Genomic DNA, 26,333 nt, shown 5'->3' with positions numbered 1-26,333 from the left:
CCACCGAGCCCCGACCATGATCACCACCCTGTTCTTCCTCGCCGCCTTGATGGTGGGTGTGCCCATCGGCGTGTGCCTGTGCCTGTCGGGCGCGGTGTACATCCTCAGCATCGGCAGCCCGGTGCTGTTCCAGTCCTTCCCCATGCAGATGTTCGGCGGGGTGGACAGCTATGGTCTCATCGCCATTCCGCTGTTCATTCTGATCGGCGAGATCATGAACAGCGGCGGCATCACGCGGCGACTGGTGGACCTGTCCATGGCCTTCATCGGGTCCGTCAAAGGCGGCCTGGCGTACGTCAACATCCTGGCCAACATGCTGGTGTCGTCCATCATCGGCTCGGCCACTGCGCAGGTGGCCATCATGTCGCAGGTCATGGTGCCCGAGATGGAGAAGCAGGGTTACGACAAGACCTTTGCGGCGGGCCTCACGGTGTATGGCGGCATGCTCGGGCCGATCATCCCACCCTCGGTGATGTTTGTGGTCTACAGCGTGCTGGCCCAGGTGGCCGTGGGTGACATGCTGATTGCGGGCATCCTGCCCGGAGTGCTGCTCACGCTGCTGTTCTTTGTCGTGATCGCGCTCATGGGGTTTGTCTACAACTACCCGCGCAGCGAAAAACGCACCCTGGCCCAGCGCGCGCGCACCGTGGTGCAGGCCAGCCCCACGCTGCTGATCCCCATCATCATCGTCGGCTCCATCCTGAGTGGCGTGGCCAACCCCACCGAATCGGCCGCCGTGGGCGCACTGGCCTCGGCCCTGGTGGGCCGGTATGTGACCAAGGAATTCCGCTTCAGCGCCATGCCCGCGATCCTGCTGCGCTCGGCGATCTACTCGGCCATCGTGCTGTTTCTGGTGGCGGCGGCGGCCGTGTTCTCGTGGCTGCTGATCTACGGCAAGGTGCCGCAGATGGTGGCCGCCTGGGTGCAGACGGTGGCGCATGACCCGGTCACCTTCCTGCTGCTCACCAATGTCATCCTGCTGGTCATCGGCACGGTGATCGACGGCATCCCCGGCCTCATCATGACCGCCCCCATCCTGCTGCCGATTGCCACCGAGGTCTATCACATCGACCCGCGCCACTTTGGCGTGGTGATCGTCGTCAACCTGGTGTTGGGGCTGATGACTCCGCCCGTGGGCCTGAGCTTTTTTGTCGCGTCGGCCGTCACCGGGGCCAAGCCCGGAAAGATGTTCATCGTGACCCTGCCGTTTTTCATCATCAGCTGCGTGGCGCTGGTGATGTTGTCGCTGTTCCCCAGCCTGTCGCTCGGCCTGCTCAAGTAGCGGGGCATGCCGTTCGACAGATCCGTCCCCTCCCAACGTTCTTTCACTCACGGAGTTCACCATGACGACCCAGCCAGCCCGCCCAGTCTCCCGCCGCCACTTCATCCAGCGCCACGCCGTGGCTGCAGCCGCCGTCACGGGGCTGGGCTTTCCGGCCCTGGTGCGTGCGGCCGACGCCAAGGAATTCCGCCTGGGCCTGATCACGCCCGCAGGCCACTCGTGGAACCGCGCCGCGCTGCAGTTTGGCGAGGCGCTGAAGAAGGAAACCGATGGCCGCCTGAGTGTGACCGTCTTCCACTCGGGCCAGCTGGGCAACGAGGCGGCGATGATGCAGCAGCTGCAGTCCGGTGCGCTGGACATGGGCTGGATCCAGGCGGCCGAGCTGGGCTCGCGGGTGTCGAGCATCGCGGCCATCAACGCCCCCTACCTCGTGCGCTCCACGCCCGCCGTGGCCAAGCTGGTCAAGCACCCCGCCGCCACCAAGCTGCTGGAGGTGCTGCCGCGCGAGACCGGCACCATCGGCCTGGGCTGGGGCATTACCGGCATGCGCGCCGTGTTCTCCACCAAGGACATCAACCTGCCCACCGACATCAAGGGCATGAAGCTGCGCATCAACCCCACACCCGTGTACCGCGACTTTTATCAGATGCTGGGCGCCGCCCCCACGCCCATCCCCACGCCCCAGGTGTTCGACGCGATGAGCAACGGCCAGGTCGATGGACTGGAGGCCGACATCGAGTTCTCGTGGAACCAGCGCTTCGACAAGGTGGCCAAGACGCTGCTGCAGATGAATGCGCTGTTCATGCCGTTTGCTCCGCTGGTCTCCGGCCGCATCTGGCAAGGGCTGGACGCCAAGGACAAGGACATCATCCGCAAGCTGGTGGCCCAGTCGCTCGACGCACAGATCAACGACATCGTGACTACCGAGGCCGGGCTGATCGAGAAGTTCAAGGGCACGTCCATCGCGTTCAAGACAGCAACGGCGTTCAACCCCGACAGCACGATCCAGGAGTTCGACAAGCTGTGGCTGCCCAAGGCGCCGCAGATTGCCGAGCTGCGCAAGGCGGGCGCCAGCCTCGGCTGAAGTTGAGGAGTTCGCGAGCCACTAAGATGCGGTCCGCGACCCCACGCCAGCTCCAACCCTATTCCCCATGACCACCCGCAGTGCATCCCCCCAGCGAGACCCCGCGCCCAAACGGCGCGCGGCCGACGTGGCCTATGACGCCATCGAGGCCATGATCTCCACCCTGCAGCTGCAGCCCGGCTCGCCGGTGGTGGAGGCCGAGATTGTGGAAAGCACGGGCCTGGGCCGCACGCCCGTGCGCGAGGCGCTGCTGCGCATGGTCTCCATCGGGCTGATTGCGCAGCAGCCCCGGCGCGGGCTGCTGGTGTCGCACATCGACCTGGCCGACCACCTGGACGTGATCCAGACCCGCCGCGTGCTGGAGCGCCTGATCGCGTCGTGCGCCGCGCGCCGCGCCACGGCACCGCAGCGCCAGGCCATCGTGCAGTGCGCCGAGAAGATGGTGGAAGCCGCCGCACGCGGCCACCTGGACGACTACATGCAGGCCGACCACGCGCTGGACGTGGTGGTGCACATGGCCAGCCAGAACCACTCGGCCGTCAAATGTGTGCAGCCGCTCATCGTGCAGTGCAGGCGCTTCTGGTACGCCTACCAGCACGAGGGCGAGGTGTCGGAAGGCGCGCGCGCCCACCTGCAGCTGGCCCAGGGCATTGCCAGCGGCGACGAAGCGCACGCCATGGCCGGGGCGGAGCAGCTGATGGAGTACCTGGAGCGGTTTGCGCGGCGCATCATCGACCGGTAGGCGCCGGGCCCTCCGGCCAGGAAAGCGGGGTAGCTTGCCCACCCACTACATATTTGATAGCAAACAAGCCATATCGCACTAGCGCATGGTGCCAAAAAGGCTTGAAAACGCATTCAGAGAGGCTGTGTGCGATCCCGCAGGGGACTGCGCGCGGGCTCTCAGTGCATGGAACCGCCCTATTCCGCCACCTGCTGCCCCAGCAGGATGCGCTGTTCCAAGAAGCGCCACAGCCGCTCGTCCTGGCTGAATGACACGTTAAAGCGCAGCCAGCCCGTGGGGCGTGGCTCCACCAGAAACAGCTGGCCGGGGCCGAGCATGATGCCCGCGCCCGTGGCTTCTTTTGACAGCTCGGCGCTGTCGGGCAGGTCCGGGTGGCGCGCCCACAGGTACATGCCCGCCTCGGGTTCGTGGAACAGCTCGAACCCGAGGTTCAACAGCCGCCGGCCCACCGCGCGGTGCGCCTCGGCCAGGCGCTCGCGCAGCGACTTGAGGTGCTTGCGCCAGCGGCCATCGGTCACCACGCCGAAGGTGATGCGCTCGGTGATCTCGGAGGACGTCAGGCCCGAGATCATCTTGAGCTGCACCAGCTCATCCAGCAGATCGCGCCGCGCTGCCACGTAGCCCGTGCGCAGGTTGGGCGAAATGGTCTTGGAGAAGCTGCCGATGTAGGCCACGCGACTGAGCTGGTCCAGGCTGGCCAGCGAGGGGCGCACGGTCGAATCCATGTCGGCGTAGATGTCGTTTTCCACCAGCGCAAAACCATGTTGCTCGGCCAGCTGCAGCAGGCGGTGCAGGTGCGCGACCGACGCCATCGAGCAGGTGGGGCTTTGCAGGCGCGGCTGGGTGAAGAACACCGTGGGCCGGAGTGCGGCCAGCAGGGCCTCCAGCGCGGGCAGGTCATAGCCCGTGGGGGTGCGCGGCACGCCCACCACCTGCGCGCCCGCAAAGCGCAGCATGAAGTGCAGGTTGGGGTAGCCGGGGTCGTCCACCAACACCACGTCGCCGGGCTTGACCAAGCGGCGCGCCACCAGGTCCAGCGCCTGGCTGGAGCCCTGGGTCAGCAGCACCTGGTCGGCATCCACCGCCAAGTGGTGCTCGGCCAGCGACTCGGCCACCACCATGCGCAGGGCCATGTGGCCGTGCGGCAAGCCATAGCCGTCCAGCTCGGGCCCGTCGGACGACAGCTGGCGCATGCTGCGCTTGACCGCATCGCCAAACAGCCAGTCGTGCGGCAGCCAGCCGCAGCCCGGTTTCATCGGCAGGTTGCGGTTTTCAAAAATTTGTTTGAGGTACCAGCGCGCATCAAAACGGGGCACCGGCCGTGCTGGCGCACCAGCCCCGGGCGCTGCGCCTTCGTCGCCCCGCCGCTTCACAAAAAAGCCCGCGTTGGCACGCGACACCAGCCAGCCCTGCGCCACCAGCCGGTCGTAGGCCTCGACCACGGTGAACACGCTCACGCCATGCGCAGCGGCAAAAGCGCGGATGGACGGGAGCTTGCTGCCGGGTTTGAGCACCTGCCCAACGATCAGGCCCCGCAGCCCATCAACGATCTGGCTGACCAGCGGTGTCTGCAGGTCCGGGCTGAGAGTGAGCATCAGGAGGGGAAAAAAGGAGGCGAATTGTGCACCGGCTTGGCGCACACCAAATCAGGGATTGCCTGTACAGGATTTTAGACCTGCACAGTGCGCGCCAAACAGCGCTGCGCTGTACATGGACGGTGTGTGGCGCGACTTCCAGAATCCGCCCCATTCCTTCATTTCCTCGTCACCCAGCACACCGACCACCATGCAGCAAGACCGCCACTTCACCAACGCCGCCCTCCTCACCCGCCGCCATGCCGCCGTGGCACGGGGCGTGGGCCAGGCCCATGACCTCTTCATCCAAAAGGCCCGCAACGCCGAGCTGTGGGATGTGGAGGGCCGCCGCTTCATCGACTTCGCCGGCGGCATCGCCGTGCTCAACACCGGCCACCTGCATGCTGGGGTGATTGCCGCCGTGAAGGCGCAGCTGGACCTGTACACCCACACCTGCTTTCAGGTGGTGGCGTACGAGCCCTACGTGGAAGTGTGCGAGCGCCTGAACACGCTGGCCCCCGGCGCGTTCGCCAAAAAGAGCCTGCTGCTGACCACCGGCGCCGAGGCCGTGGAGAACGCCGTCAAGATCGCCCGCGCCTACACCAAGCGCCCCGGCGTAATCGCCTTCACCGGCGGCTACCACGGCCGCACCAACCTCACGCTGGGCCTCACGGGCAAGGTTGCGCCTTACAAGATCGGGTTCGGCCCGTTCCCGGGCGAGACCTACCACGCCCTGTTCCCCAATGCGCTGCACGGCGTGAGCGTGGAGCAGGCGCTGCATTCGGTGGAGCTGATCTTCAAGAACGACATCGAGCCCGAGCGCGTGGCGGCCTTCATCGTCGAGCCCGTGCAGGGCGAAGGCGGCTTCTACGTCGCCCCACCCGAATTCATCAGCGGCCTGAAGGCGCTGGCCGACCGCTACGGCATCCTGCTGATTGCCGACGAAGTGCAGACCGGCGCAGGCCGCACCGGCACCTGGTTTGCCAGCGAACAATGGCCCGTGGCGCCCGACCTGATCACCACAGCCAAGTCGCTGGCGGGCGGCTTCCCGCTGGCAGGCGTGGTGGGCCGCGCCGATGTGATGGATGCGCCCGCTCCTGGTGGCCTGGGTGGCACCTACGCAGGCAGCCCCGTGGCCTGCGCCGCAGCGCTGGCGGTGATCGAGGCGTTTGCACAAGAGAACCTGCTGGCCCGCAGCCAGGACATGGGCGCATTGCTGGTGCGCGGCCTGAAAGACATCGCGGCCAAGGTGCCCGCCATTGGCGACGTGCGCGGCCTGGGCGCCATGGTGGCGATTGAGTTGTTCGAAAACGGCGACCTGGGCCGCCCCGACGCCGCCTTGACCAAGCAGGTCGTGGCCGAGGCCGCGCGGCGCGGGCTGATCCTGCTGTCGTGCGGCACCTACGGCAACGTGATCCGCATCCTGGTGCCGCTGACCGCCTCGGACGAGCTGCTGCACGAGGGCCTGGCCATCCTGGCCGACAGCCTGGAGGCCGTGGCTGCGGCCACGAACTGACATGCGACCGGCCCTTCACTCCACCTACCAGGCATCGCCCGCCATGAACCAGCCTGCCGAACCCCTGGTGCGCTTCACCGGCGTGCAGAAGACCTACGACGGCGAGCAGCTGGTGGTGCGCGCGCTGGACCTGGACATCCAGCGCGGCGAGTTCCTGAGCCTGCTGGGCCCCTCCGGCTCAGGCAAGACCACCACGCTGATGATGCTGGCGGGGTTCGAATCGCCCACGGCGGGCGACATCCTGCTGGACGGCAAGCAGATCACGCGCACGCCGCCGCACAAGCGCAACTTTGGCATGGTGTTCCAGAACTACGCGCTGTTCCCCCACCTCACGGTGGGCGAGAACGTGGCCTACCCGCTCACGGTGCGCAAGGTGCCCAAGGCCGAGCAGGTCGAGCGCGTGAAGAAGGCGCTGGACATGGTGCGCCTGGGTGGCATGGCAGACCGCCTGCCCGCGCGCCTGTCGGGCGGCCAGCAGCAGCGCGTGGCGCTGGCGCGTGCACTGGTGTTCAACCCGCAGCTGGTGCTGATGGACGAGCCCTTGGGCGCGCTCGACAAGCAGCTTCGCGAGCACATGCAGATTGAGCTGAAAGAGCTGCACCGCCAGCTGGGCGTGACCTTTGTGTACGTGACGCACGACCAGGGCGAGGCCCTGACCATGAGCGACCGCGTGGCCGTGTTCAACGAAGGCGTGATCCAGCAGCTGGCCGATGTGGAGAGCCTGTACGAGACGCCCAGCAACCGCTTTGTGGCGGGTTTTGTGGGCGACAGCACCGTGCTCTCGGGCACGCTGCAGGGCGCTGGGGCCAACGCGGCCATCCAGATGCCCGGCGGCTTTCTGCTGCCCGGCATCAACGTGAACCAGGCCCCCGTGGGCGCGCGGGTGCAGGCCTGCGTGCGGCCTGAGCGCATCGTGCTGCACCCGCAGTCCGAATACCCCCGGCCCAACGCCATCCCGGCCACTGTGGCACGCACCATTTACTACGGCGACCACCTGCGCCTGGTCTGCGAGCTGGGCCACGGGCAGGAGCCGGCCACAGTCAAGCGGGCCTTGTCGCCCCTGGGCACCAGCCACGCGCAGCCGGGCGACCAGGTGTTGCTGGAGTTCCCGCCCGCTGCCACGCGCATCTACGCCGTGTGAGGGCCTTGCACATCCCCGCTGCGCCCCCACCACCAGTCCCGTTCACCTGTCCGTCCTATCCCCGTTCCCGTTCCTCCACTACCCAAGGAAATCTGCACCATGAAAAAGAGCCTCATCGCCTGCGCATCCCTGGCTGCCTGCCTGGTTACCCTGCCCAGCTTTGCACAGCAGCAACTCACCGTTGTGAACTTTGGCGGCGCCAATGCGAACGCACAGAAAAAGGCGTTCTACGAGCCCTACGAAAAGTTGGGCACCAAGATCGTGGCCGTGGAATACAACGGCGAGCAGGCCAAGGTCAAGGCCATGGTTGAAACCAAGAAGGTGACCTGGGACGTGGTGGAAGTCGAATCGCCCGACGCCGCACGCGGCTGCGACGAGGGCCTGTACGAAAAGCTGGACTACAGCAAGATCGTGCCCAAAGCCGACCTGCTGCCCGCCGCCGTGCACGAGTGCGCCGTGGGCATCTTTGTGTGGTCCACCGTCATGGCCTACAACGGCGACAAGCTCAAGACCCCGCCCACCAGCTGGGCCGACTTTTGGGACACTAAAAAGATCCCTGGCAAGCGCGGCATGCGCAAGGGCGCACGCTACAACCTCGAATTTGCCCTGCTGGCCGACGGCGTGAAGCCTACCGACGTGTACAAGGTGCTGGCCACGAAGGACGGTGCCGACCGCGCGTTCAAGAAGCTGACCGAACTCAAGCCCAACATCCAGTGGTGGGAGGCCGGTGCCCAGGCGCCCCAGTTCCTGGTGGCGGGCGATGTGGCGCTGACCACGGTGTTCAACGGCCGGATCGACGCCGCCAACCGCGAAGGCCGCAACCTCAAGATCTACTGGCCCGGCGGCATCTACGACCTGGATTACTGGGCCATTCCCAAGGGCACGCCCAACAAGGATGCGGCCGTGAAGTTCATCGCCTTCACCATGCAGACGCCGCAGCAAGCGGCCTACGCGCAGAACATTGCCTACGGCCCGGCCAACAGCAAGGCGCTGGCGTCGCTGGACAAGAAGGTGCTGGACGACCTGCCCACCTCGGCCACCAACGCCAAGGAAGCGCTGCAATTCAACGTGGGCTTCTGGGCCGACCAGGGTGAGGCGCTGGAGAAGCGCTTTGCCGCCTGGGCCACGCAGTAAGAGCGGCTAACAAAACTCTTCTGGCGTCGTTGCTGTGTCTTGTCGTACTGCTCGTACTGCCTGCGACACAGCGCCTAGCCAGAACCGCTTCGCTGAGTTTTGTTAACCACTCTAAGCCTTCTGTGTTGCCCCTTTGAAGATGCCCTTGTGAAACGCTGAGAGCAGGACACCCGCATGCAAGCCACCCTGGCCCATCCCCACGCCATTGCCCCCGAAGGCAGCCCCCCCGGCGCGCTGCGCCAGGCCCTGGCACGCGCCGAGTCGCGCCGCCAATGGCGCGCCTTTGCGCTGACCTTGCCGCTGCTGGTGTTCCTGCTGCTCACGCTGCTGGTGCCCATTGCCGCGCTGCTGCAGCGCGCGGTGGAAAACCCCGAAGTCGCCAACGCCCTGCCCGCCACCATGCGCGCGCTGGACGGCTGGGACCGCAAGGACGCCCCCGGCGCACCCGCCTACGCCGCGCTGGTGCAAGACCTGGCCCGCCTGCCCGACAGCTCCGACGCCGGGGCGCTGGCTCGGCGGCTCAACACCGAAGTGCCCGGTGCGCGCTCGCTCATCATGGGCGCGTACCGCGCACTGCCCATGGAGGGCACGCCCGACGCCATCCGCGCACAGCTGCTGGACAAGGACCCGCGCTGGGCCGAGGCCCCGCTGTGGCAGGCCATTGCCAAGAACGGCGCCCGCTGGACGCCCGACTACCTGCTTGCCTCGGTGGACCTGCAGCGCGACGCACTGGGCCACATCGAACGCATGCCCGAGGAGCAGCGCGCGTTTGGTGGCATCCTGCTGCGCACCTTCCATATCAGTCTGGTGGTCACGCTGGTGTGCCTGCTGCTGGGCTACCCGCTGGCCTGGTGGCTGGCCACCCTGCCCGCCCGCCCGGCCAACGTGCTGATGATTCTGGTGCTGGTGCCGTTCTGGACCTCCATCCTCGTGCGCGTGGCCGCATGGATCGTGCTGCTGCAGTCCGAAGGGCTGGTCAACCGGGGGCTGATGGGGTTGGGCCTGATCGAGCAACCCCTGGCGCTGCTGTTCAACCGCACGGGCGTGGTCATTGCCATGGTGCACATCCTGCTGCCCTTCATGATCCTGCCGCTGTACAGCGTGATGAAAAGCGTGCCCCCCACCTACCTGCGCGCGGCGGTGTCGCTGGGCAGCTCGCCGGTGGCCGCGTTCTTCCGGGTGTATGTGCCGCAAACCTACCCCGGCATTGGGGCAGGCGCGCTGCTGGTCTTCATTCTGGCCATCGGCTACTACGTCACGCCCGCGCTGCTGGGCGGGGCGGACGACCAGATGCTGAGCTACTACATCGCCTGCTACACCAATGTGGAAGTGAACTGGGGCATGGCCTGCGCGCTGGGCGCCCTGCTGCTGGCGGCCACGCTGGTGCTGTATGGCGTATACCGGCGCTTTGGCAAGGCCGAGTTGAGCCTGGGCTGACCCCACGTGGACCCATCTTCTGACGCAGAAAGCCACTGACCATGTTTCGCCTTCCCTCCTTCCCTCTGTATGCCACGCTGGCCGACAAGCTCGGCTGGTGGGCCGTGCGCGCGCTGTGTGTGGCCGTACTCGCCTTCTTGCTGGCCCCCATCCTGGTGATGGTGCCGCTGTCGTTTTCCGAGAGTTCGTTTCTCGCCTACCCCATCCACGGCTGGTCGCTCAAGTGGTACCAGAACCTGTTCGAATCCCCCGAGTGGGCGCGCGCCACACGCAACAGCTTCATCGTGGCGCCTGCGGCCACGCTGATTGCCACGGTGCTGGGCACGCTGGCGGCGGTGGGGTTGTCGCGGGCGGACTTCCGCTTCAAGGGGCTACTCATGGGCATTCTGATCGCGCCCATGGTGGTGCCCATCATCGTGGTGGGCGTGGCCACCTACCTGTACTTTGCTCCGCTCGGGCTGGCCGACAGCTACCTGGGCCTCATCGTCGTGCACGCCGCGCTGGGCGCACCGTTTGTGCTGACCACCGTGCTGGCCACGCTGGCAGGCTTCAACCACAACCTGGTGCGCGCTTCGCTGAGCCTGGGCGAGACGCCACTGAACACCTTCTTCCGCATCACGCTGCCAGTGATTGCACCGGGGGTGATCTCGGGCGCGCTGTTTGCGTTTGCCACCTCGTTCGACGAGGTCGTGGTCACGCTGTTCCTGGCCGGGGCGGACCAGTCCACCCTGCCGCGTCAGATGTTCAACGGCATCCGCGAAAACATCTCGCCCACCATCGCCGCCGTAGCCACGCTGCTGATCCTGTTCACCACCAGCCTGCTGCTGGCGCTGGAGTGGCTGCGCGGTCGTCGCGCATGACCGGCATGCTGTCAGTGGCTGCCACCTTGGTGACCAACGCAATGCGTCCGGGCATGCTAGCCTTTGGCTAGACCCCGGCCCTGCGGGTAAACGCATCTGGCTTTTTAGCGCCTGGCTTTCCTTTCGTCTTTCCTTCGTCACGCCCCTCTTTCTGGAAGCACTCCCATGGACATGAAGACCTCCCCCCTCGCCCTGCTGAACGACCCCACCCTGCTCAAGACCGACGGCCTCATCAACGGCCAGTGGGTCGCAGGCAGCAGCCGCTTTGACGTGAACGACCCGGCCACAGGCCTCAAGCTGGCCGATGTGGCCAACCTGGGCCCGGCCGATGCGGAGGCCGCCATTGCCGCCGCCAATGCCGCCTGGGGCCCCTGGAAAACCAAGACCGCCAAAGAGCGCAGCATCATCCTGCGCAAGTGGTTCGACCTGCTGATGGCCAACCAGGACGACCTGGGCCGCATCATGACCGCCGAGCAGGGCAAGCCCCTGGCCGAGGCCAAGGGCGAAGTGGTCTACGGTGCAAGCTTTGTGGAGTGGTTTGCCGAAGAAGCCAAGCGCATCAACGGCGAGACCCTGCCCCAGTTCGACAACAACCGCCGCCTGCTGGTGCTCAAGCAGCCGATTGGCGTGTGTGCAGCCATCACGCCGTGGAACTTCCCGCTGGCCATGATCACGCGCAAGGTCGCGCCCGCGCTGGCTGCAGGCTGCCCTGTGGTCATCAAGCCCGCCGAGCTGACGCCGCTGACCGCCCTGGCCGCCGCCGAGCTGGCCATCCGCGCAGGCATCCCGGCTGGCGTGTTCAACATCCTGCCCGCCGACAGCGACAACTCCATCGCCATCGGCAAGGTGCTGTGCGCGAGCGACGTGGTGCGCCACATCAGCTTCACGGGCAGCACCGAGGTGGGCCGTATCCTGATGGCCCAGTCGGCACCCACGGTCAAGAAGATGTCGCTGGAGCTGGGCGGCAACGCGCCCTTCATCGTGTTCGACGATGCCGATGTGGACAGCGCCGTGGAAGGCGCCTTCGCCAGCAAGTACCGCAACGCAGGCCAAACCTGCGTGTGCACCAACCGCTTTTATGTGCAGGAAGGCGTGTACGACGAGTTCGTGGCCAAATTCGCCGCCAAGGTGAAGACGGCCAAGGTGGGTAATGGCTTTGAGGCCGGCGTGAACCAAGGCCCGCTGATCGAAGAAGCCGCGCTGACCAAGGTGCAGCGCCACGTGGACGACGCGCTGGCCAAGGGCGGCCAAGTGGTCGCGGGCGGCCAGCGGCTCACAGCTTTGGGTTCAGGCCAGTTCTTTGAACCCACGGTGGTCGCCAACGCCACGGCCGACATGCTCTGCGCCCGCGAGGAAACTTTCGGCCCCTTCGCCCCGGTGTTCAAGTTCAAGAACGAGCAGGAAGCCATCGACGCAGCCAACAACACCGAATTCGGCCTGGCCAGCTACTTCTACAGCCGCGACGTGGGCCGCATCTTCCGCGTGACCGAGGCGCTGGAATACGGCATGGTCGGCGCCAACGTGGGCATCTTGGCCACCGAGCACGTGCCTTTTGGCGGCGTCAAGCAGTCGGGCCTGGGCCGCGAGGGCTCGCACTACGGCATGGACGACTATGTGGAGATCAAGTACCTGTGCGTGGGGGACATCTTGAGTGGCAAGTGAGCACCGGCGTAATCAGCTATCAATTTAATAGCTGATTGCACGTGAATATCAAGCACCAGGGCATATTGGGAGCACAAAAATACCCCTCTGCGACCTGATTCGCTCGATAGCGTCACTCCACCGCCTGGACGCAACGGTAAGTCGCCTCGAAACGACCCACCTGATTGGCGAGTTCTGCCGCAAGGCCATACTTGGCGCAGTGCTTCTCTGCCGCCCTAAGCGCTCCATCCGAGCCCAGAGTGGAGTTTTCCCAACTGATCGACACTGATTTTTCATTTCCGACAACGATGAAATGCGCTGGCGGCGAATACGCGCACCCACCAAGACTGGTAGCCCAAACCAGCAACCAGGCTGGCACCCAAGCGGCCACAGATTTTTGAAGGTCATCCATGCGGTTGCAGTGTATCGGACAGCCTCCGCTTTTCCGCAGCCGCCACTGCGGCCCAGTGAGCTCTCATGTGGTCGGACCATAGCCAAACCGGCATTGGAGGTTGAGCCTGCAGATGCTGCCTATAATCCCGACTGCTGCGGGTGTAGTTCAATGGTAGAACGGCAGCTTCCCAAGCTTCATACGAGGGTTCGATTCCCTTCACCCGCTCCATATTCCCGACACTCCAAGCCTGCCAGGCAACAACGTCTGGTAGGCTTTTTCATGGGCGAATGTCGGCATGCTGCGCCGCCTGGCGACTTGGTGCGGCAGGCAGAGGGCTCTGCCTTCGGTCATAAACCCCTTGCGCGGGGCTCAGCCGGGTCTCGTTAGCGAAGTCCGCTTTGGTAGCTGCGGCCTGGAGCCACAAGCCGGCCGCCGATGAGCTCAGGGCAAGACCAGAGCCTGCTGGCTTTCAAAGGCTCTCTGAACCCCCGTCACCGGATCCACAAACTCCAGCGACCTTGCCAGTAACTGCAGGGGTCGCGAATAGTCACCTTCGGGCGGGTCGTTGACCACGGGGTAGAACGGATCGTTGCGCAGCGGCAGTCCGAGGGCCGCCATGTGCACGCGCAACTGGTGCCGCTTGCCGGTGATGGGTGACAGACGGTAGCGTGCCCAATCGCCGGCGACCTCCAGCACCTGCATGTGGGTGTGGCTGTTGGGCTCGCCGGGCACTTCGTGCATGCGAAAGAACTGCGGGCTTTCTTCCAGACGGCTGACATGGTCGCGGGGAAACACTACGTCCGCGCGCCAGGGCGCAATCGCGTCGTAGTGCTTGATGATCTGCCGGTCACGGAACAAGGCCTGGTAGACACCACGGGTGCGCGGCTGCACCGACAACGTCACCAGTCCGGCTGTGTCGCGATCGATACGGTGCAGAGGTGACAACTCGGGTAACCCCAGCCGACGCTTCAGCCGCACCAGCAAGGTGTTTTGCAGATAACGGCCCGAGGGCGTGACCGGCATGAAGTGCGGCTTGTCCGCCACCACCAGATGCTCGTCCTGGTACAGCACGGCTTCACAGAAAGGCAACGCGGGCTCCGCCGGGAGGCTGCGGTAGTAGTAAAGGCGCACCCCTCCCTCAAAAGGCCGCTCGGGCTGAACAATCTGCCCGCGCTCATCCACCACATCGCCCGCCTTCATGCGGTCGTACCAGCCATCACGGGACACTGCGGGCAGTCGCTGCGCCAGGAAATCCAGCATGCTGCCCTGCCCGCGTGTGGGCAGCACCACACAGCTGGGGCTCACCCCGTCGCGCACCGGCAGGACATGGGGATGACGGGGGTTGTGCATGGCTTGCGAATTCTAGGAGGGATCGACATGCGTAACCGCACAGCATCAGACCCCGCATGGGCCGACGTGTCCCCAGCCCCGCACGGCAAGAAGATTGTCCACGCGTTCCCACTCTGTAGGACAAGCGCGCCAAAAGGCCTGCAGCGCAGTGCGAAGGGCCCAAAGTCACGTTCTGCGGGCTAGCATGACCGTTCTATGACGAGCCCTCCGACCAACCACGCTACCAACCCATCGCCCCGCCCCGTAGCTCAACCCGCATTCCCAAGGAGACAAGGCAGCCGCGGGGTACGCATAGCCTGGGGTGTGGCGGCGAGCGTGATGGGGCTGCTTTTGATTGGCGCGGTGACTTTGACCCAGTGGGACTGGAATCGCGCCAAGCCCTGGCTGAACCAAGCCGCCAGCGAAGCGAGCGGACGACAGTTTGCGGTGGAAGGCGACCTGTCCGCTTCCTGGCACTGGCCGCAGCCCCTCGAAGAGGGCTGGCACCGCTGGATACCCGGCGTCACCGTGCAGGGCACGCAGCTGGTTCTGCAAGACCCCCCAGGGTTCGCCCGCACAGGGAAGAGCGCAGAACCGCGCCCCACGGCCAGCGCGGAGGTGGCACGCGCGTCGCTCAAGCTCTGGCCGTTGCTGGCTCGTGAAGTGGTGATTGATACCTTGGAACTCTCTGGCCCGGATATCTCACTGGCTCGGCTGCGCGATGGCAACAACAACTGGACCTTCCCCCAAAAAGACCCCACCGATACGAAGACTCGCTGGTCGTTCAGTGTCCATCAGCTGGTGGTTCGTAAAGGCCGACTGGGGTATGCCGACGCCACACAGGACCTTGAACTGACAGCCCGTGTCGATACCTTGCCACAAGAGACGGTAATGGCGCCCCCGCACGCTGCAGCCTCGTCTGCGGCCAGCGCAGACGTTGCTTCTGGTTCCCCACGCTATGGTGTGCGATTCGATGTGATGGGTACGATGGGCAAAGCACGCATCGAAGGCCACGGCAAGGCCGGCTCCGTCCTCACACTGCGTGACAAGCAAGTGAACTACCCACTGCAATTCACAGCCAAGGCGGGCAGTGTGGAAACAGCGGTTCAGGGCATTTTGGCCAACCCGGGCGCCCTGTCAGGCATGGATTTTCAGGTCATGCTCAAGGGCGCCAGCATGGCGGATCTGTATCCACTCACGGGCCTGGTTCTGCCCAACACACCTGCGTTTCAAACCCAGGGCCGACTGCAGGGTAGCCTGCAGCCAGGCCGCGCCGTGTGGAACTACCGTGACTTCACCGGAACAGTCGGTCAGAGCGACCTCCACGGCAATCTGCGCTTTGTATCAGGGGCGCCGCGCGGCAAGCTGTCGGGAGCCATCACATCCAACCAATTGCGGCTTGCAGACCTGGGGCCAGTGCTCGGGACAGCCACCACGGCGAAGGCCCGAGCGGGTCGGAATGACAGGGTATTGCCCAACGCGGCCTTTGCCACCGATCGTTGGAGCAACATGGACATGGATCTGAAATTCTCGGGACAACGAGTGATCCGCCCCGACAGCCTGCCACTGGAAGACCTCAGCGTGCACGCGGTGCTCGACGATGCAGTGCTGCGCCTGGAGCCTTTGCATTTTGGCGTAGCCAAAGGCCAGATTGAATCAAAGCTGGTGCTGGATAGTCGCAAACGACCGCTCACCGTACGCATGGACACCCGCGTGCAAAACCTGCGACTCGCTGCCTTGTTCCCCGAGGTGGAATTGACGCGTAAAAGCCTAGGTCGGCTGGATGGGGCCATCGCATTGAATGGCCAAGGCAACTCCGTGGCGCAATGGCTCGGCACAAGCAATGGCGAGGCGCGCCTGTACGTGCGCGAAGGAACTCTGAGCCGCGAACTGCTGGACCGCGCTGCGCTCAACGTTGGCAGCATTGTGATTGGCAAACTGTTTGGCGACGACAAGGAGGTGCAACTCCGTTGCGCAGTGGCAGACCTAGCGGTGCGCGAAGGGGTTGCCACAGTCCGCACTGCCAAGCTGAGCACCAACGAAGCGGTGGTGGATGTCACCGGCACCATCGACATGGCGGACGAACGCCTGAACCTCAGCGTGAAACCTGCATCCCTGGAGTGGAAGTTCTTTTCTTTGCGCACTCCGTTGTATGTACGTGGCACGTTGGGCAAGCCCGACGTGGGCGCAGAACCGGGCCCCTTACTGCTGCGCGCAGGTGCAGCCATTGCTGCTGCGGTGGCCGCGCCTGCAGCGTTGGCGCTGATACCGGTCACAATCCCTGGCGCTGACGACGATGCGCAGTGTGCGCCCTTGCTTGCTCAGGCCACACAACCGGTCAAGGCGGGGCGCGCTAGCGCTCCAGCCGCACGCACCCCAGCACGCTAGAAAACACCTATACATCGCCTCTGGTGGTGTATACCCCCAGCGGCCATTGCCAATGAAAAAGCCCACGGTTGACGCCGTGGGCTTTTCGCGAACTTGCGAGGAACGCAAGGTCAGTCGGTCGTTGCCTCTTCCGGCTCTGCAGGTTCAGACTTCGCCGAGCGCTCCTTCTTGGGCAAAGGCTGGATGTCCAGAAGCACTTCGGGCGTTTCCACCCCCTTGTCGTCCTTCTTCATCTCAATGTCCACAGTCAGGCGTCCGCCTTCGGTCAGGCGGCCAAACAGCAGCTCATCGGCCAAGGCACGGCGGATCGTGTCCTGAATCAGTCTCTGCATCGGGCGCGCGCCCATCAGGGGGTCGAAGCCCTTCTTGGCCAGATGCTTGCGCAAGGCGTCGGTGAAGGTGACTTCCACCTTCTTCTCGGCCAGCTGCGTCTCCAGCTGCAGCAGGAACTTGTCCACCACGCGCAAGATGATCTGCTCGTCGAGCGCCTTGAAGTTGACTATGGCATCCAACCGGTTGCGAAACTCGGGCGTGAACAGGCGCTTGATGTCGCCCATCTCGTCGCCCGCCTGCCGCGGGTTGGTAAAACCGATGGTCGCCTTGTTCATGGTCTCGGCGCCGGCATTCGTGGTCATGATGATGAGCACGTTGCGGAAGTCGGCCTTGCGGCCATTGTTGTCCGTCAGCGTGCCATGGTCCATGACCTGCAGTAGCACATTGAAGATGTCCGGGTGCGCCTTCTCGATCTCGTCGAGCAGAAGCACCGCGTGCGGCTTCTTCGTGATGGCTTCGGTCAGCAGACCCCCTTGGTCAAAGCCCACGTAGCCCGGGGGCGCGCCGATCAGGCGGCTCACGGCATGGCGCTCCATGTACTCGGACATATCGAAGCGGATCAGCTCGATGCCCATGATGTAGGCGAGCTGTTTGGCCGCTTCGGTCTTGCCAACACCCGTGGGACCGCTGAACAGGAACGAGCCGATGGGCTTGTCGCCCTTGCCCAGACCCGAACGCGCCATCTTGACAGCGCTGGCGAGCACCTCAAGCGCCTTGTCCTGACCGAACACCACGCTCTTGAGGTCACGCTCCAGCGTCTGCAGCTTGCCGCGGTCGTCGTTGGACACGTTGGCGGGTGGAATGCGCGCGATCTTGGCCACGATCTCTTCGATCTCGGCCTTGCCGATGGTCTTCTTGCGCTTGCTGGGCACCAGGATGCGCTGCGCGGCACCGGCCTCGTCGATTACGTCGATGGCCTTGTCAGGCAAATGGCGGTCGTTGATGTACTTGGCACTCAGTTCGGCCGCAGCCTGCAGGGCCGCAGCGGCGTACTTCACGCTGTGGTGCTCTTCGAAGCGGCTCTTGAGGCCCTTCAAGATGTCAATGGTCTCGGCCACGCTGGGCTCGACCACATCCACCTTCTGGAAGCGACGCGACAACGCAGCATCCTTTTCGAAGATGCCACGGTACTCCGTGAAGGTGGTTGCACCGATGCACTTGAGCTGGCCACTGGACAGCGCAGGCTTGAGCAAGTTGGACGCATCCAAGGTGCCGCCAGAGGCCGCGCCCGCACCGATCAGGGTGTGAATCTCGTCAATGAACAGGATGGCGTTGGGCTTGTCCTTGAGCGACTTGAGCACGCCTTTGAGGCGCTGCTCGAAATCGCCACGGTACTTGGTGCCCGCCAGCAACGCGCCCATGTCGAGCGAGTACACCGTGGCCTCGGCCAGGATTTCAGGCACGTCGTTCTGCGTGATGCGCCAAGCCAGCCCCTCGGCAATGGCAGTCTTGCCCACACCGGCTTCGCCCACCAGCAGCGGGTTGTTCTTGCGGCGGCGGCACAGGATCTGGATCGTGCGCTCGACCTCGTAGTTGCGGCCGATCAGCGGGTCGATCTTGCCGTCCTTGGCCGCCTGGTTCAGGTTCTGAGTGAACTGCTCCAGGGGCGAGGCTTTTTCATTGCGCTCGCCACCACCGCCTTCTTCGCCCTCGGCCTGGTTTTCAGCCTTGGCGGGTTCCGGTGGCTCGCCCTTCTTAATGCCGTGGGCAATGAAGTTGACTACGTCCAAGCGCGTGACTCCCTGCTGGTGCAGGTAGTACACGGCGTGCGAATCTTTCTCGCCGAAGATAGCCACGAGCACATTGGCGCCCGTCACCTCTTTCTTACCGTTGCCCGTGGACTGCACGTGCATGATGGCGCGCTGGATCACCCGCTGGAAACCCAGGGTGGGTTGAGTGTCCACCTCGTCGCTACCGGCGACCTGGGGCGTGTTGTCTTTGATGAAGTTCGACAGCGATGAACGCAGATCATCGATGTTAGCCGAACATGCGCGCAGCACCTCCGCTGCGCTGGGGTTATCGAGCAATGCAAGCAACAGATGCTCCACGGTGATGAACTCGTGGCGCTGCTGACGGGCCTCAACAAAGGCCATGTGCAAGCTGACTTCCAGTTCCTGGGCAATCATGTGAACTCCTTTGTGCTTGCGTGGAAGGGATAACTGTAGATCGGGACAAAAGACCTGTTATTCAACAGGCTCACTGACACATTGCAGTGGGTGGCCCGCCTTGAGGGCGGCGTCAAGCACTTGCTCTACCTTGGTGGCGGCCACATCGCGCGAATAAACGCCGCAAACGCCTTTGCCATCCAGGTGGATCTTCAACATGATCTGGGTGGCCGTTTCGCGGTCCTTGCTGAAAAACTCCTGCAGCACCACGATGACGAACTCCATGGGCGTGTAGTCGTCATTGAGCATGACCACCTGGTACATCTGGGGCGGCTGGGTCTTTTGGGTGCGCCTCTCGAGCACGACCGAACCGCCGTCATCCCGCGCAGGCCGAGTCACCGGAGGCGCGGTGGGGGGTGAAGGTGGTTTTGTTGCCATGAAAATCATTCTAGCGACCCGAAGAAGGTGCTGCTGCAGGAGAAGCTGGTTGTGGGGCAGGTATTTTTCAAGCCAGCCGGTGACCGAAACTCTGGCAGAACAATCCTTCACTCGTAGACCACATTGGCAGCACCGGCGCCTACTTGGGCCGTCCACGCTGCAAGGGCCGCATCGCTGGGGTAAAAACGCGCGTTCTCGCCCAGTTGCAACTCCGCCACTGCGGCCGCGTCTTCCGACTGGCAACGCACACCCATGCGCACGCGCAGCCCGTGCACCAGCTCCCCCTCGGCGATCTCTTCGCGCACCGGCGGAAATTCGCGCACCAGGCGCGGCACATCGGGCGCCTTGTCACCCACAGTCACATGCAGGTATTTGCCAAACCGGCAACGCGCGCCCGCCAAATCCCACACCTGCTGCACCTTGACGCGCAGGCCGCCGCTGAAGTGGTCCAGCTGCAACCTTCCCATCATCACCACAAACTCGTCCTCCTTGAGCTGGTTGCGGTAGGTGTTGAGCAGCGCTTCATCCGCAGACGCTTCGATCACTGCCGACTTGTCGTCCAGCTTGAAGAGCCCCAACTTGCCCCGTTGCCCGTTGATGACCCGGAAGTCGCTGATGATGCCGGCCAGGACCTGGGGCTCACGGCTATCCAGCAGCTCGTCGATCTGGGTCCGTACAAAACGGCGTACTTCTGTAGCCACTTCATCAAAAAGGTGGCCAGACAGATAGAACCCCACGGCGGTTTTTTCCAGCGTGAGCCGCTCCTTGATGCCCCAGGGCGTTGCATCCACCAGGTCTGGTTCCTGCGTGCTGGAGCCATGGGCGTCGTCGCCAATCATGTCGAACAACCCCCCCTGGTTCACGTTCGCGAGCGTTGCGGCGGCAAAATCAAACGCACGATCAATCGAAGCGACCAGGGCTGCCCGGTTGAGATGGATGGAGTCAAAGGCGCCAGCCTTGATCAGCGCCTCCACCGTGCGCTTGTTCATGCGGGCCTTGTCCACCCGCACACAGAAATCAAACAAGCTCTTGAAAGGCCCCTTCGTCGAACCCTGTGGACCGTCCCCACGCCCTTCGCGGGCGGCGACGATGGCTTCAATCGCCTGCTGACCCGTGCCTTTCACGGCCCCCAGGCCATAACGGATGATCTTGTCGGTGACGGGTTCGAACCGGTAGAAGCCCCGGTTCACATCCGGCGGCTCAAACGACAGCCCCATCTTTTGCGCGTCTTCAAACAACACCTTGAGCTTGTCGGTGTCGTCCATTTCCACCGTCATGTTGGCGCAGAAGAACTCGGCGGTGTAGTGCACCTTGAGCCAGCCGGTGTGATACGCCAGCAGGGAATAAGCGGCTGCGTGCGACTTGTTGAAGCCGTAGCCCGCAAACTTCTCCATCAAGTCGAACACCTCGTCAGCCTTCTCCTGGCTGATGCCCTTCTCAGCAGCTCCCTTGCGGAAGATGGCGCGGTGTTCGGCCATCTCCTCGGCCTTCTTCTTGCCCATGGCCCGGCGCAGCATGTCGGCGCCACCCAGGCTGTAACCGCCCAGGACCTGAGCGGTCTGCATCACCTGCTCCTGGTACACCATGATCCCGTAAGTCTCGGCCAGCACAGGCTCCACCAGCGGGTGCGGGTAGATGACCTCTTCCTTGCCATGCTTTCGATTCACGAAGCTGGGAATCAGGTCCATGGGCCCTGGCCGGTACAACGCGTTCAGGGCAATCAGGTCTTCCAGCCGACTGGGGCGCGCCTCTTTCAACATGCCCTGCATGCCACGGCTTTCAAACTGGAACACCGCTTCTGTCTTGCCCTCGGAGAACAGCCGGTACGTCGGCCCATCGTCGAGCGGAATGTTCTCGAACGCAAAGTTCTCCTGGCCCTTGTGGCGCTTGATGATGAACTCGCGCGCAATCTCCAGAATAGTGAGCGTTGCCAACCCCAAAAAGTCGAACTTGACCAGTCCGATGGCCTCTACGTCGTCCTTGTCGTACTGGCTCACGGCCGACTCGCTGCCCGGCTGCTGGTACAGCGGGCAGAAATCGGTGAGTTTGCCGGGCGCGATCAACACGCCGCCGGCATGCATGCCGATGTTGCGCGTCATGCCCTCCAGCTTTTGCGCCATCTCGATGACGGTCTTGACGTCTTCTTCCTTGCGCACGCGCTCGTAGAGCATCGGCTCCAGCTCCAGCGCGTAATTGTTCTTGTCGCCTTCCTTCTTCACCTCGGGCGGATAGGCCAGGGTGTAGGACATGCCGGGCTTGCCGGGCACCAGCTTGGAGATGCCATCACAGAATGTGTAGCTCATATCCATGACCCGGCCCACATCGCGGATCGCCGCCTTGGCTGCCATCGTGCCGAAGGTGGCGATCTGGCTCACAGCATTTTTGCCGTACTTGTCCTTGACATAGTCAATCACCCGGTCGCGGTTGGACTGGCAGAAATCGATGTCGAAGTCAGGCATCGACACGCGCTCTGGGTTCAGAAAGCGCTCGAACAGCAGGTTGTACTGCAGCGGGTCCAGGTCGGTGATCTTCAGCGCATAGGCGACCAGCGAACCGGCACCCGAACCACGGCCCGGCCCCACCGGGCAGCCATTGTTCTTCGCCCACTGAATGAAGTCACCCACGATCAGGAAGTAGCCGGGAAACCCCATCTTGAGAATGGTGCCCAGCTCGAACTCCAGTCGCTCCACATAGCGTGGTCGCTGCTTGTCTCTTTCGGCCTCGTCAGGGAAGAGATGCTTCAGGCGCTCCTCCAACCCTTCGAACGACGCGTAGCGGAAGTACTCGTCAATGGGCATGCCATTGGGCGTAGGAAAATCTGGCAGCTGCGGCTTGCCCAGCACCAGGGTCAGATTGCAGCGTTGCGCAATCTCGACCGTATTGGCAATGGCCGATGGCAGGTCGGCAAACAAGGCCTCCATCTCCGCAGAGGTCTTGAAATACTGGTCGCGCGTGAACTTGCGCACCCGGCGGGGGTTGGCCAGGATTTCCCCTTCTGCGATGCAGATGCGGGCCTCATGCGCCTCGTAATCGTCAGGACCAGCAAACTGAATGGGGTGGGTTGCCACGACAGGCAGACTCAGTCGTGCAGCGAGCTGTGCTGCCGCAACCACATGGGCTTCATCGTCAGTGCGGCCAGCGCGTTGAAGTTCCACATAAAACCGGTGCGGGAAAATGCCCGCCAGACGCAACGCAATGTCCGCAGCGCCCGACTCATCCCCCTTCATCAGCGCCTGCCCTACCGGACCGGCCTGAGCGCCAGACAACGCGATCAATCCCTCGGATAACTCCTCCAGCCATGCCCAGGTGCTCAACGCCAGGTTTTTCACAACGTTGCGCGTCCAGGCGCGGGCCAACAGCTCCGAAAGGTTCAGATACCCCTGCCGACTCTGAACCAGAACGATGAGACGCGACGGGGGGGCACCGGCCTCGCCTTCGAGAAAAATCTCCGCGCCCAGGATGGGCTTGACACCCTTTCCCCGCGCCTCTTTGTAGAACTTGATGGCGCCAAAGAGATTATTGAGATCGGTGATGGCCAGAGCGGGCTGGCCGTCCTTGGCAGCGGCTTTGGCCACCTCGTCGATGCGATTGGTACCGTCAACGACGGAGAACTCGGTGTGCAGGCGCAAATGAACAAACATGCAGGCATTGTAGAAACCCCGGCGGTTCATCGGCAGCACAGACGCCTGCCGCGCCTTGGCGCTGCGGGCGCCGCCAGTACAATGCTTTTTCGTGCCTGAAATGGTGGTGGCAGCTTGCGTGTCGGGTGTGTTCAGTGCACCGGCCCGCAACAAAACCCCTGAGCCCCTTTTGGCGCACCTCCTTTTTTCTTTGCTGAAAGCTGCTTGCGATGCTGCGTGCCCCATTGCCCCTTGTTTCCGCCCTGCTACTGGCTGGTTTGCTGGCTGGCTGCTCCAGCACCACGGTCGATAAAACGGCGGGCTGGAGCCCCAATCGCATTCACTCGGAAGCCCAGGACGAAATGAACAGCGGGGCCTACGACAAGGCCGTTCCGCTGCTGGAAAAGCTGGAGGGCCGTGCTGCAGGCACCCCCCTGGCCCAACAGGCGCAGATCGACAAGGCCTATGCCCACTACAAGGCGGGTGAAAAAGCGCAGGCCGTCGCAACGCTCGACCGGTTCATGAAGCTGCACCCTGCAAGCCCGGCTCTGGACTATGCGCTGTACCTGAAAGGCCTGGTCAACTTCAACGACAACCTGGGCCTGTTCTCGTTCATCTCGCGCCAAGACCTGTCCGAGCGCGACCAGAAAGCCGCCAAAGACTCCTTTGAAGCTTTCAGCGAACTGGTCACGCGCTTTCCTGAATCCCGCTACGCGCAGGACTCGCGCCAGCGCATGACCTACATCGTCAATTCGCTGGCGCAGTACGAGGTGCATGTGGCGCGCTACTACTTCCAGCGTGGCGCCTATGTGGCTGCCATTGGCCGCGCACAAGTGGCATTAGCAGACTACCAAGGTGTGCCAGCGCTTGAAGAGGCGCTGTATATCCTGATCCAGTCCTACGACGCGCTCGGAATGACCCAGCTGCGCGACGACGCCCGACGCGTAATGGACAAGTCCTACCCACAAAGCGCCTATCTGAATGGCGGCTTCAAGGGCAAGTCGGATCCGTGGTGGAAGGTTTGGTAAGCGCCATCAACGCAGACTCGAATTCTTCGGGCGATTCCAGCCTGTGCATCGGAGGCAATGCGGCCAGCAAGCGCTTGCCGTACCCCATCGTCACCAGGCGTGTATCGCCCACCACCAAGATACCCCGGTCGGTTTCATGCCGGATCAAGCGCCCGGCCCCTTGTTTGAGCGCGACCGCCGCCTCCGGCAGTGCGTAGGATGTGAACGCTTTGCCACCCGCCCTTTCGATGTGCTGGGTACGCGCCTCCACCAACGGATCTCCCGGGGGTGGGAACGGCAGCTTGTCGATGACCACCAGTTGCAGAGCGTCGCCTGGCACATCAAACCCCTCCCAGAACGAAGCCGAGGCCACCAGCACACAACCCGGTCGGCCGTGTGATGCTCCTTCGCGAAAACGCTCCATCAAGCGCCGCTTGGGCCACTCACCCTGCACCAACACCTCCAACGCGCCAGAAGTCTGCCAACGCGCTTTGAGGGCGTCGCCAATGGTGCGCAAGGCCTTGAGTGTGGTGGTCAGCACCAGCGTACGCCCGCCCAGCGGCTCGGCGGCCAGCGCAACCCACTCCGCCACGCTGCGGCTGTGGGACGGATCCGCAGGCGATGGCAACTGGCGCGGCACATACAAAGCCGCCTGTCGGGCGTAGTCGAACGGACTGGCCACGCGAAGGATGCGTGCATCCTTCAGTCCGGCTCGTTCGGTGAACCAGGTCAAGGCCTCGTCGGCACCCAGCGTCGCAGACGTGAAAATCCACGCCCTGCCCATATTTGCGGCCGGCTCTTCAGGCCAGGCTTCGCCCTCGGAGGTTTCTGCGGGCGACGTCAGAATCCGGGTGCGCATGGCATCTGCAATGTCCAGCGGAGACTCGATCAGGCGCAACTGGTTGCCCACATCGAGCCAACGTACCGCATCGGCCTGACAAGGTCCCGAAAACCTGGCCAGCCGTGCCAACAGTGAACTGCCACGTTCGTACAGGCGCTCCAGATCGGGCGATATTTCGCTCACTGTGTCCAGCGCCTCCAGCGACTGCGCACATGCCGATCCCAATGCGCGCAACGCGGCATGCCACGCAGCGCCCGATAGACCCTCGGGAGCCTCTTCCGTCCAGCGCACTCTGGCCCCTGCTGCAACGCCATTCGCTCCCTCGAAAATCGCGTTGCCAACGACCAGACGAAGGTCCTGCGCAGACAACTCCAAAAGCTGCGACAGCCCCGCCCAGTCCGCCAACCCGCGCGCATGCTGCAGTCCGGCGATCAGCAGGTCACGGGCAAAGTCCATCCATTGCCCCGTGGACATCTGCGTCCCCAGAAACTGAACGCCAGTCTCATTGATCTGGTGGGCCTCATCAAAAACAACGACGCGCACCGTCGGTAGCAGCTCGGCCATGCCCGACTCGCGCACCGCCACATCGGCAAAGAACAGGTGGTGGTTGATGACCACAATGTCCGCAGCCAACGCCTCGCGCCGCGCGCGGTGCACATGGCATTCCCGAAAGCGGGGACACGAGGACCCCAGGCAGTTCTCACGCGTCGAGGTGACCAACGGAATCACCGGCGAGCGCTCATCCAATCCGGTCAGCTCGGCCAGATCGCCGGATACGGTCTGGCGTGACCAGTCCTCCACCTTGGCCAGCACGCGGGCAACGCCACGGTCCTGGGCCTGGACATCCAGGCGTGCCTGCTGCATGCGATGCAGACACAAATAACTGGCGCGCCCCTTCAGCAGGGCCATGCGAACGGGCAGCCCCAGGATCTGGGCCAGCCGAGGCAAGTCGCGCGCGAACAACTGGTCCTGCAGGGCCTTGGTCGCGGTAGACAACAGCACCCGCTCACCACTCAGCAAGGCGGGCACCAGATAGGCGTAGGTCTTGCCCACACCGGTACCCGCCTCCACCACCAGCGCGCCCCCTTCTGCAATGGTCTCAGCCACCGCAACGGCCATCTGGGTCTGGCCGTCACGCGGTTGAAAATGCCCGTCCGCCCGCGCCAACACACCACCGGGAGCAAACACCTCGGGCACCATGGCCACCAGCGACATCAGGCGGGCTCTTGGGGTTCGAGTTGCCTCTCCAGCCGCTCCATGGCGTCCCGCAGCACCAGCCGGCGCTTTTTGAGACGGCGCAAGGTGAGTTCGTCGGGCGCCGCATCGGGCGTACACCGGTCGATGAGTGCATCGAGATCGGCGTGTTCCATGCGCAGTTCGATCAACTGGCGGTGGGGGGAGTGCAGACTGGGTTTCAAGGCAGGGGGCCACGGGCATGGCAAAAATGCCACAGGCGGGCGGATAATA

General features: G+C 63.9%; 19 protein-coding genes and 1 tRNA gene. 12 read left to right on the top strand and 8 right to left on the bottom strand.

Annotation, left to right across the window (positions count from 1 at the left end; genetic code table 11):
- The first annotated feature begins 16 nt into the window (after positions 1-16).
- The 3 genes from DNK89_RS00985 to DNK89_RS00975 all read left to right on the top strand — a co-directional run bounded on the left by DNK89_RS00985 (position 17) and on the right by DNK89_RS00975 (position 3,108).
- Positions 17-1,282 carry a TRAP transporter large permease gene (locus tag DNK89_RS00985; protein ID WP_110958544.1) on the top strand — a complete coding sequence of 422 codons (1,266 nt, stop codon included), beginning with the start codon at positions 17-19 and terminating at the stop codon, positions 1,280-1,282.
- Between the two features lie 61 nt (positions 1,283-1,343).
- Positions 1,344-2,366 carry a TRAP transporter substrate-binding protein gene (locus tag DNK89_RS00980; protein ID WP_110958543.1) on the top strand — a complete coding sequence of 341 codons (1,023 nt, stop codon included), beginning with the start codon at positions 1,344-1,346 and terminating at the stop codon, positions 2,364-2,366.
- A 67-nt stretch (positions 2,367-2,433) separates the two neighbouring features.
- Positions 2,434-3,108, top strand: a complete 675-nt coding sequence (locus DNK89_RS00975) for a GntR family transcriptional regulator (RefSeq protein ID WP_110958542.1) — start codon at positions 2,434-2,436, stop codon at positions 3,106-3,108.
- Positions 3,109-3,284: 176 nt separating this feature from the next.
- Here DNK89_RS00975 and DNK89_RS00970 read toward each other — a convergent pair whose 3' ends face one another.
- Positions 3,285-4,703, bottom strand: coding sequence for a PLP-dependent aminotransferase family protein (locus DNK89_RS00970; protein WP_110959136.1), 1,419 nt, complete (start codon positions 4,701-4,703; stop codon positions 3,285-3,287).
- 190 nt (positions 4,704-4,893) lie between these two features.
- Between DNK89_RS00970 and gabT the strand changes: the two genes are divergently transcribed.
- The 6 genes from gabT (at position 4,894) to DNK89_RS00940 (ending at position 12,432) form a co-directional block, all read left to right on the top strand.
- Entirely contained in the window at positions 4,894-6,198 is a 1,305-nt protein-coding gene (gabT, locus tag DNK89_RS00965; RefSeq protein WP_110959135.1) for a 4-aminobutyrate--2-oxoglutarate transaminase, read from the top strand.
- 43 nt (positions 6,199-6,241) lie between these two features.
- Positions 6,242-7,339: an ABC transporter ATP-binding protein gene (locus DNK89_RS00960; RefSeq protein WP_110958541.1), complete on the top strand. Its 1,098-nt coding sequence runs from the start codon at positions 6,242-6,244 to the stop codon at positions 7,337-7,339.
- A gap of 99 nt (positions 7,340-7,438) precedes the next feature.
- Complete coding sequence (locus DNK89_RS00955) at positions 7,439-8,473, top strand: ABC transporter substrate-binding protein (RefSeq protein ID WP_110958540.1); 1,035 nt, start codon at positions 7,439-7,441, stop codon at positions 8,471-8,473.
- A 174-nt stretch (positions 8,474-8,647) separates the two neighbouring features.
- Positions 8,648-9,910 (top strand): ABC transporter permease, encoded by a 1,263-nt coding sequence (locus tag DNK89_RS00950; RefSeq protein ID WP_110958539.1) that lies wholly within the window; start codon positions 8,648-8,650, stop codon positions 9,908-9,910.
- A gap of 41 nt (positions 9,911-9,951) precedes the next feature.
- Positions 9,952-10,770, top strand: coding sequence for an ABC transporter permease (locus tag DNK89_RS00945; RefSeq protein WP_110958538.1), 819 nt, complete (start codon positions 9,952-9,954; stop codon positions 10,768-10,770).
- Between the two features lie 165 nt (positions 10,771-10,935).
- Positions 10,936-12,432, top strand: a complete 1,497-nt coding sequence (locus tag DNK89_RS00940) for an NAD-dependent succinate-semialdehyde dehydrogenase (RefSeq protein ID WP_110958537.1) — start codon at positions 10,936-10,938, stop codon at positions 12,430-12,432.
- A gap of 112 nt (positions 12,433-12,544) precedes the next feature.
- Here the strand turns inward: DNK89_RS00940 and DNK89_RS24135 are convergent, their stop codons facing one another.
- Positions 12,545-12,823: a hypothetical protein gene (locus tag DNK89_RS24135; protein ID WP_153064229.1), complete on the bottom strand. Its 279-nt coding sequence runs from the start codon at positions 12,821-12,823 to the stop codon at positions 12,545-12,547.
- A gap of 136 nt (positions 12,824-12,959) precedes the next feature.
- Here DNK89_RS24135 and DNK89_RS00935 point away from each other — a divergent pair.
- A tRNA-Gly gene (locus DNK89_RS00935) sits at positions 12,960-13,033 on the top strand.
- A 213-nt stretch (positions 13,034-13,246) separates the two neighbouring features.
- Here DNK89_RS00935 and DNK89_RS00930 read toward each other — a convergent pair.
- On the bottom strand, positions 13,247-14,155 hold the full coding sequence (locus DNK89_RS00930; protein ID WP_110958536.1) for a pseudouridine synthase: 909 nt from the start codon (positions 14,153-14,155) through the stop codon (positions 13,247-13,249).
- 195 nt (positions 14,156-14,350) lie between these two features.
- On the opposite strand from DNK89_RS00930, the gene DNK89_RS00925 reads away from it, so the two are divergent.
- Positions 14,351-16,522 (top strand): AsmA family protein, encoded by a 2,172-nt coding sequence (locus DNK89_RS00925; protein ID WP_110958535.1) that lies wholly within the window; start codon positions 14,351-14,353, stop codon positions 16,520-16,522.
- A 110-nt stretch (positions 16,523-16,632) separates the two neighbouring features.
- On the opposite strand, the gene clpA is transcribed toward DNK89_RS00925, so the two are convergent.
- The 3 genes from clpA to dnaE all read right to left on the bottom strand — a co-directional run bounded on the left by clpA (position 16,633) and on the right by dnaE (position 23,039).
- Complete coding sequence (gene clpA, locus DNK89_RS00920; RefSeq protein ID WP_110958534.1) at positions 16,633-18,981, bottom strand: ATP-dependent Clp protease ATP-binding subunit ClpA; 2,349 nt, start codon at positions 18,979-18,981, stop codon at positions 16,633-16,635.
- Between the two features lie 57 nt (positions 18,982-19,038).
- A complete protein-coding gene (clpS, locus tag DNK89_RS00915; RefSeq protein WP_015013909.1) occupies positions 19,039-19,407 on the bottom strand; it encodes an ATP-dependent Clp protease adapter ClpS in 369 nt (122 codons plus the stop codon).
- 98 nt (positions 19,408-19,505) lie between these two features.
- Positions 19,506-23,039: a DNA polymerase III subunit alpha gene (gene dnaE, locus DNK89_RS00910; RefSeq protein ID WP_110959134.1), complete on the bottom strand. Its 3,534-nt coding sequence runs from the start codon at positions 23,037-23,039 to the stop codon at positions 19,506-19,508.
- A gap of 209 nt (positions 23,040-23,248) precedes the next feature.
- Between dnaE and DNK89_RS00905 the strand changes: the two genes are divergently transcribed.
- On the top strand, positions 23,249-24,046 hold the full coding sequence (locus tag DNK89_RS00905) for an outer membrane protein assembly factor BamD (protein WP_110958533.1): 798 nt from the start codon (positions 23,249-23,251) through the stop codon (positions 24,044-24,046).
- Here DNK89_RS00905 and DNK89_RS00900 read toward each other — a convergent pair.
- On the bottom strand, positions 24,009-26,081 hold the full coding sequence (locus DNK89_RS00900; RefSeq protein WP_110958532.1) for an ATP-dependent DNA helicase: 2,073 nt from the start codon (positions 26,079-26,081) through the stop codon (positions 24,009-24,011). The two genes, DNK89_RS00905 and DNK89_RS00900, sit on opposite strands and share 38 nt — an antisense overlap.
- Complete coding sequence (locus DNK89_RS00895; RefSeq protein WP_099730408.1) at positions 26,081-26,284, bottom strand: YdcH family protein; 204 nt, start codon at positions 26,282-26,284, stop codon at positions 26,081-26,083. Before DNK89_RS00895 ends, DNK89_RS00900 begins: the two co-directional genes overlap by 1 nt.
- Positions 26,285-26,333 lie beyond the last annotated feature (49 nt).

This window comes from Acidovorax sp. ST3 (genome assembly GCF_003231145.1).
Lineage (GTDB): Bacteria > Pseudomonadota > Gammaproteobacteria > Burkholderiales > Burkholderiaceae_C > Acidovorax.
This window is presented reverse-complemented; position numbering and strand designations above follow the sequence as displayed.

Bases quoted from the DNA above. Each gene is read 5' to 3' on its own strand.
- clpA (WP_110958534.1), bottom strand. From the start codon at position 18,981: ATGATTGCCCAGGAACTGGAAGTCAGCTTGCACATGGCCTTTGTTGAG.
- DNK89_RS00925 (WP_110958535.1), top strand. From the start codon at position 14,351: ATGACGAGCCCTCCGACCAACCACGCTACCAACCCATCGCCCCGCCCC.
- DNK89_RS00985 (WP_110958544.1), top strand. From the start codon at position 17: ATGATCACCACCCTGTTCTTCCTCGCCGCCTTGATGGTGGGTGTGCCC.
- clpS (WP_015013909.1), bottom strand. From the start codon at position 19,407: ATGATTTTCATGGCAACAAAACCACCTTCACCCCCCACCGCGCCTCCG.
- DNK89_RS00960 (WP_110958541.1), top strand. From the start codon at position 6,242: ATGAACCAGCCTGCCGAACCCCTGGTGCGCTTCACCGGCGTGCAGAAG.
- DNK89_RS00970 (WP_110959136.1), bottom strand. From the start codon at position 4,703: ATGCTCACTCTCAGCCCGGACCTGCAGACACCGCTGGTCAGCCAGATC.
- DNK89_RS00975 (WP_110958542.1), top strand. From the start codon at position 2,434: ATGACCACCCGCAGTGCATCCCCCCAGCGAGACCCCGCGCCCAAACGG.
- DNK89_RS00955 (WP_110958540.1), top strand. From the start codon at position 7,439: ATGAAAAAGAGCCTCATCGCCTGCGCATCCCTGGCTGCCTGCCTGGTT.
- DNK89_RS00940 (WP_110958537.1), top strand. From the start codon at position 10,936: ATGGACATGAAGACCTCCCCCCTCGCCCTGCTGAACGACCCCACCCTG.
- DNK89_RS00930 (WP_110958536.1), bottom strand. From the start codon at position 14,155: ATGCACAACCCCCGTCATCCCCATGTCCTGCCGGTGCGCGACGGGGTG.
- DNK89_RS00900 (WP_110958532.1), bottom strand. From the start codon at position 26,081: ATGTCGCTGGTGGCCATGGTGCCCGAGGTGTTTGCTCCCGGTGGTGTG.
- DNK89_RS00905 (WP_110958533.1), top strand. From the start codon at position 23,249: ATGCTGCGTGCCCCATTGCCCCTTGTTTCCGCCCTGCTACTGGCTGGT.
- DNK89_RS00980 (WP_110958543.1), top strand. From the start codon at position 1,344: ATGACGACCCAGCCAGCCCGCCCAGTCTCCCGCCGCCACTTCATCCAG.
- DNK89_RS00950 (WP_110958539.1), top strand. From the start codon at position 8,648: ATGCAAGCCACCCTGGCCCATCCCCACGCCATTGCCCCCGAAGGCAGC.
- gabT (WP_110959135.1), top strand. From the start codon at position 4,894: ATGCAGCAAGACCGCCACTTCACCAACGCCGCCCTCCTCACCCGCCGC.
- dnaE (WP_110959134.1), bottom strand. From the start codon at position 23,039: ATGTTTGTTCATTTGCGCCTGCACACCGAGTTCTCCGTCGTTGACGGT.
- DNK89_RS24135 (WP_153064229.1), bottom strand. From the start codon at position 12,823: ATGGATGACCTTCAAAAATCTGTGGCCGCTTGGGTGCCAGCCTGGTTG.
- DNK89_RS00945 (WP_110958538.1), top strand. From the start codon at position 9,952: ATGTTTCGCCTTCCCTCCTTCCCTCTGTATGCCACGCTGGCCGACAAG.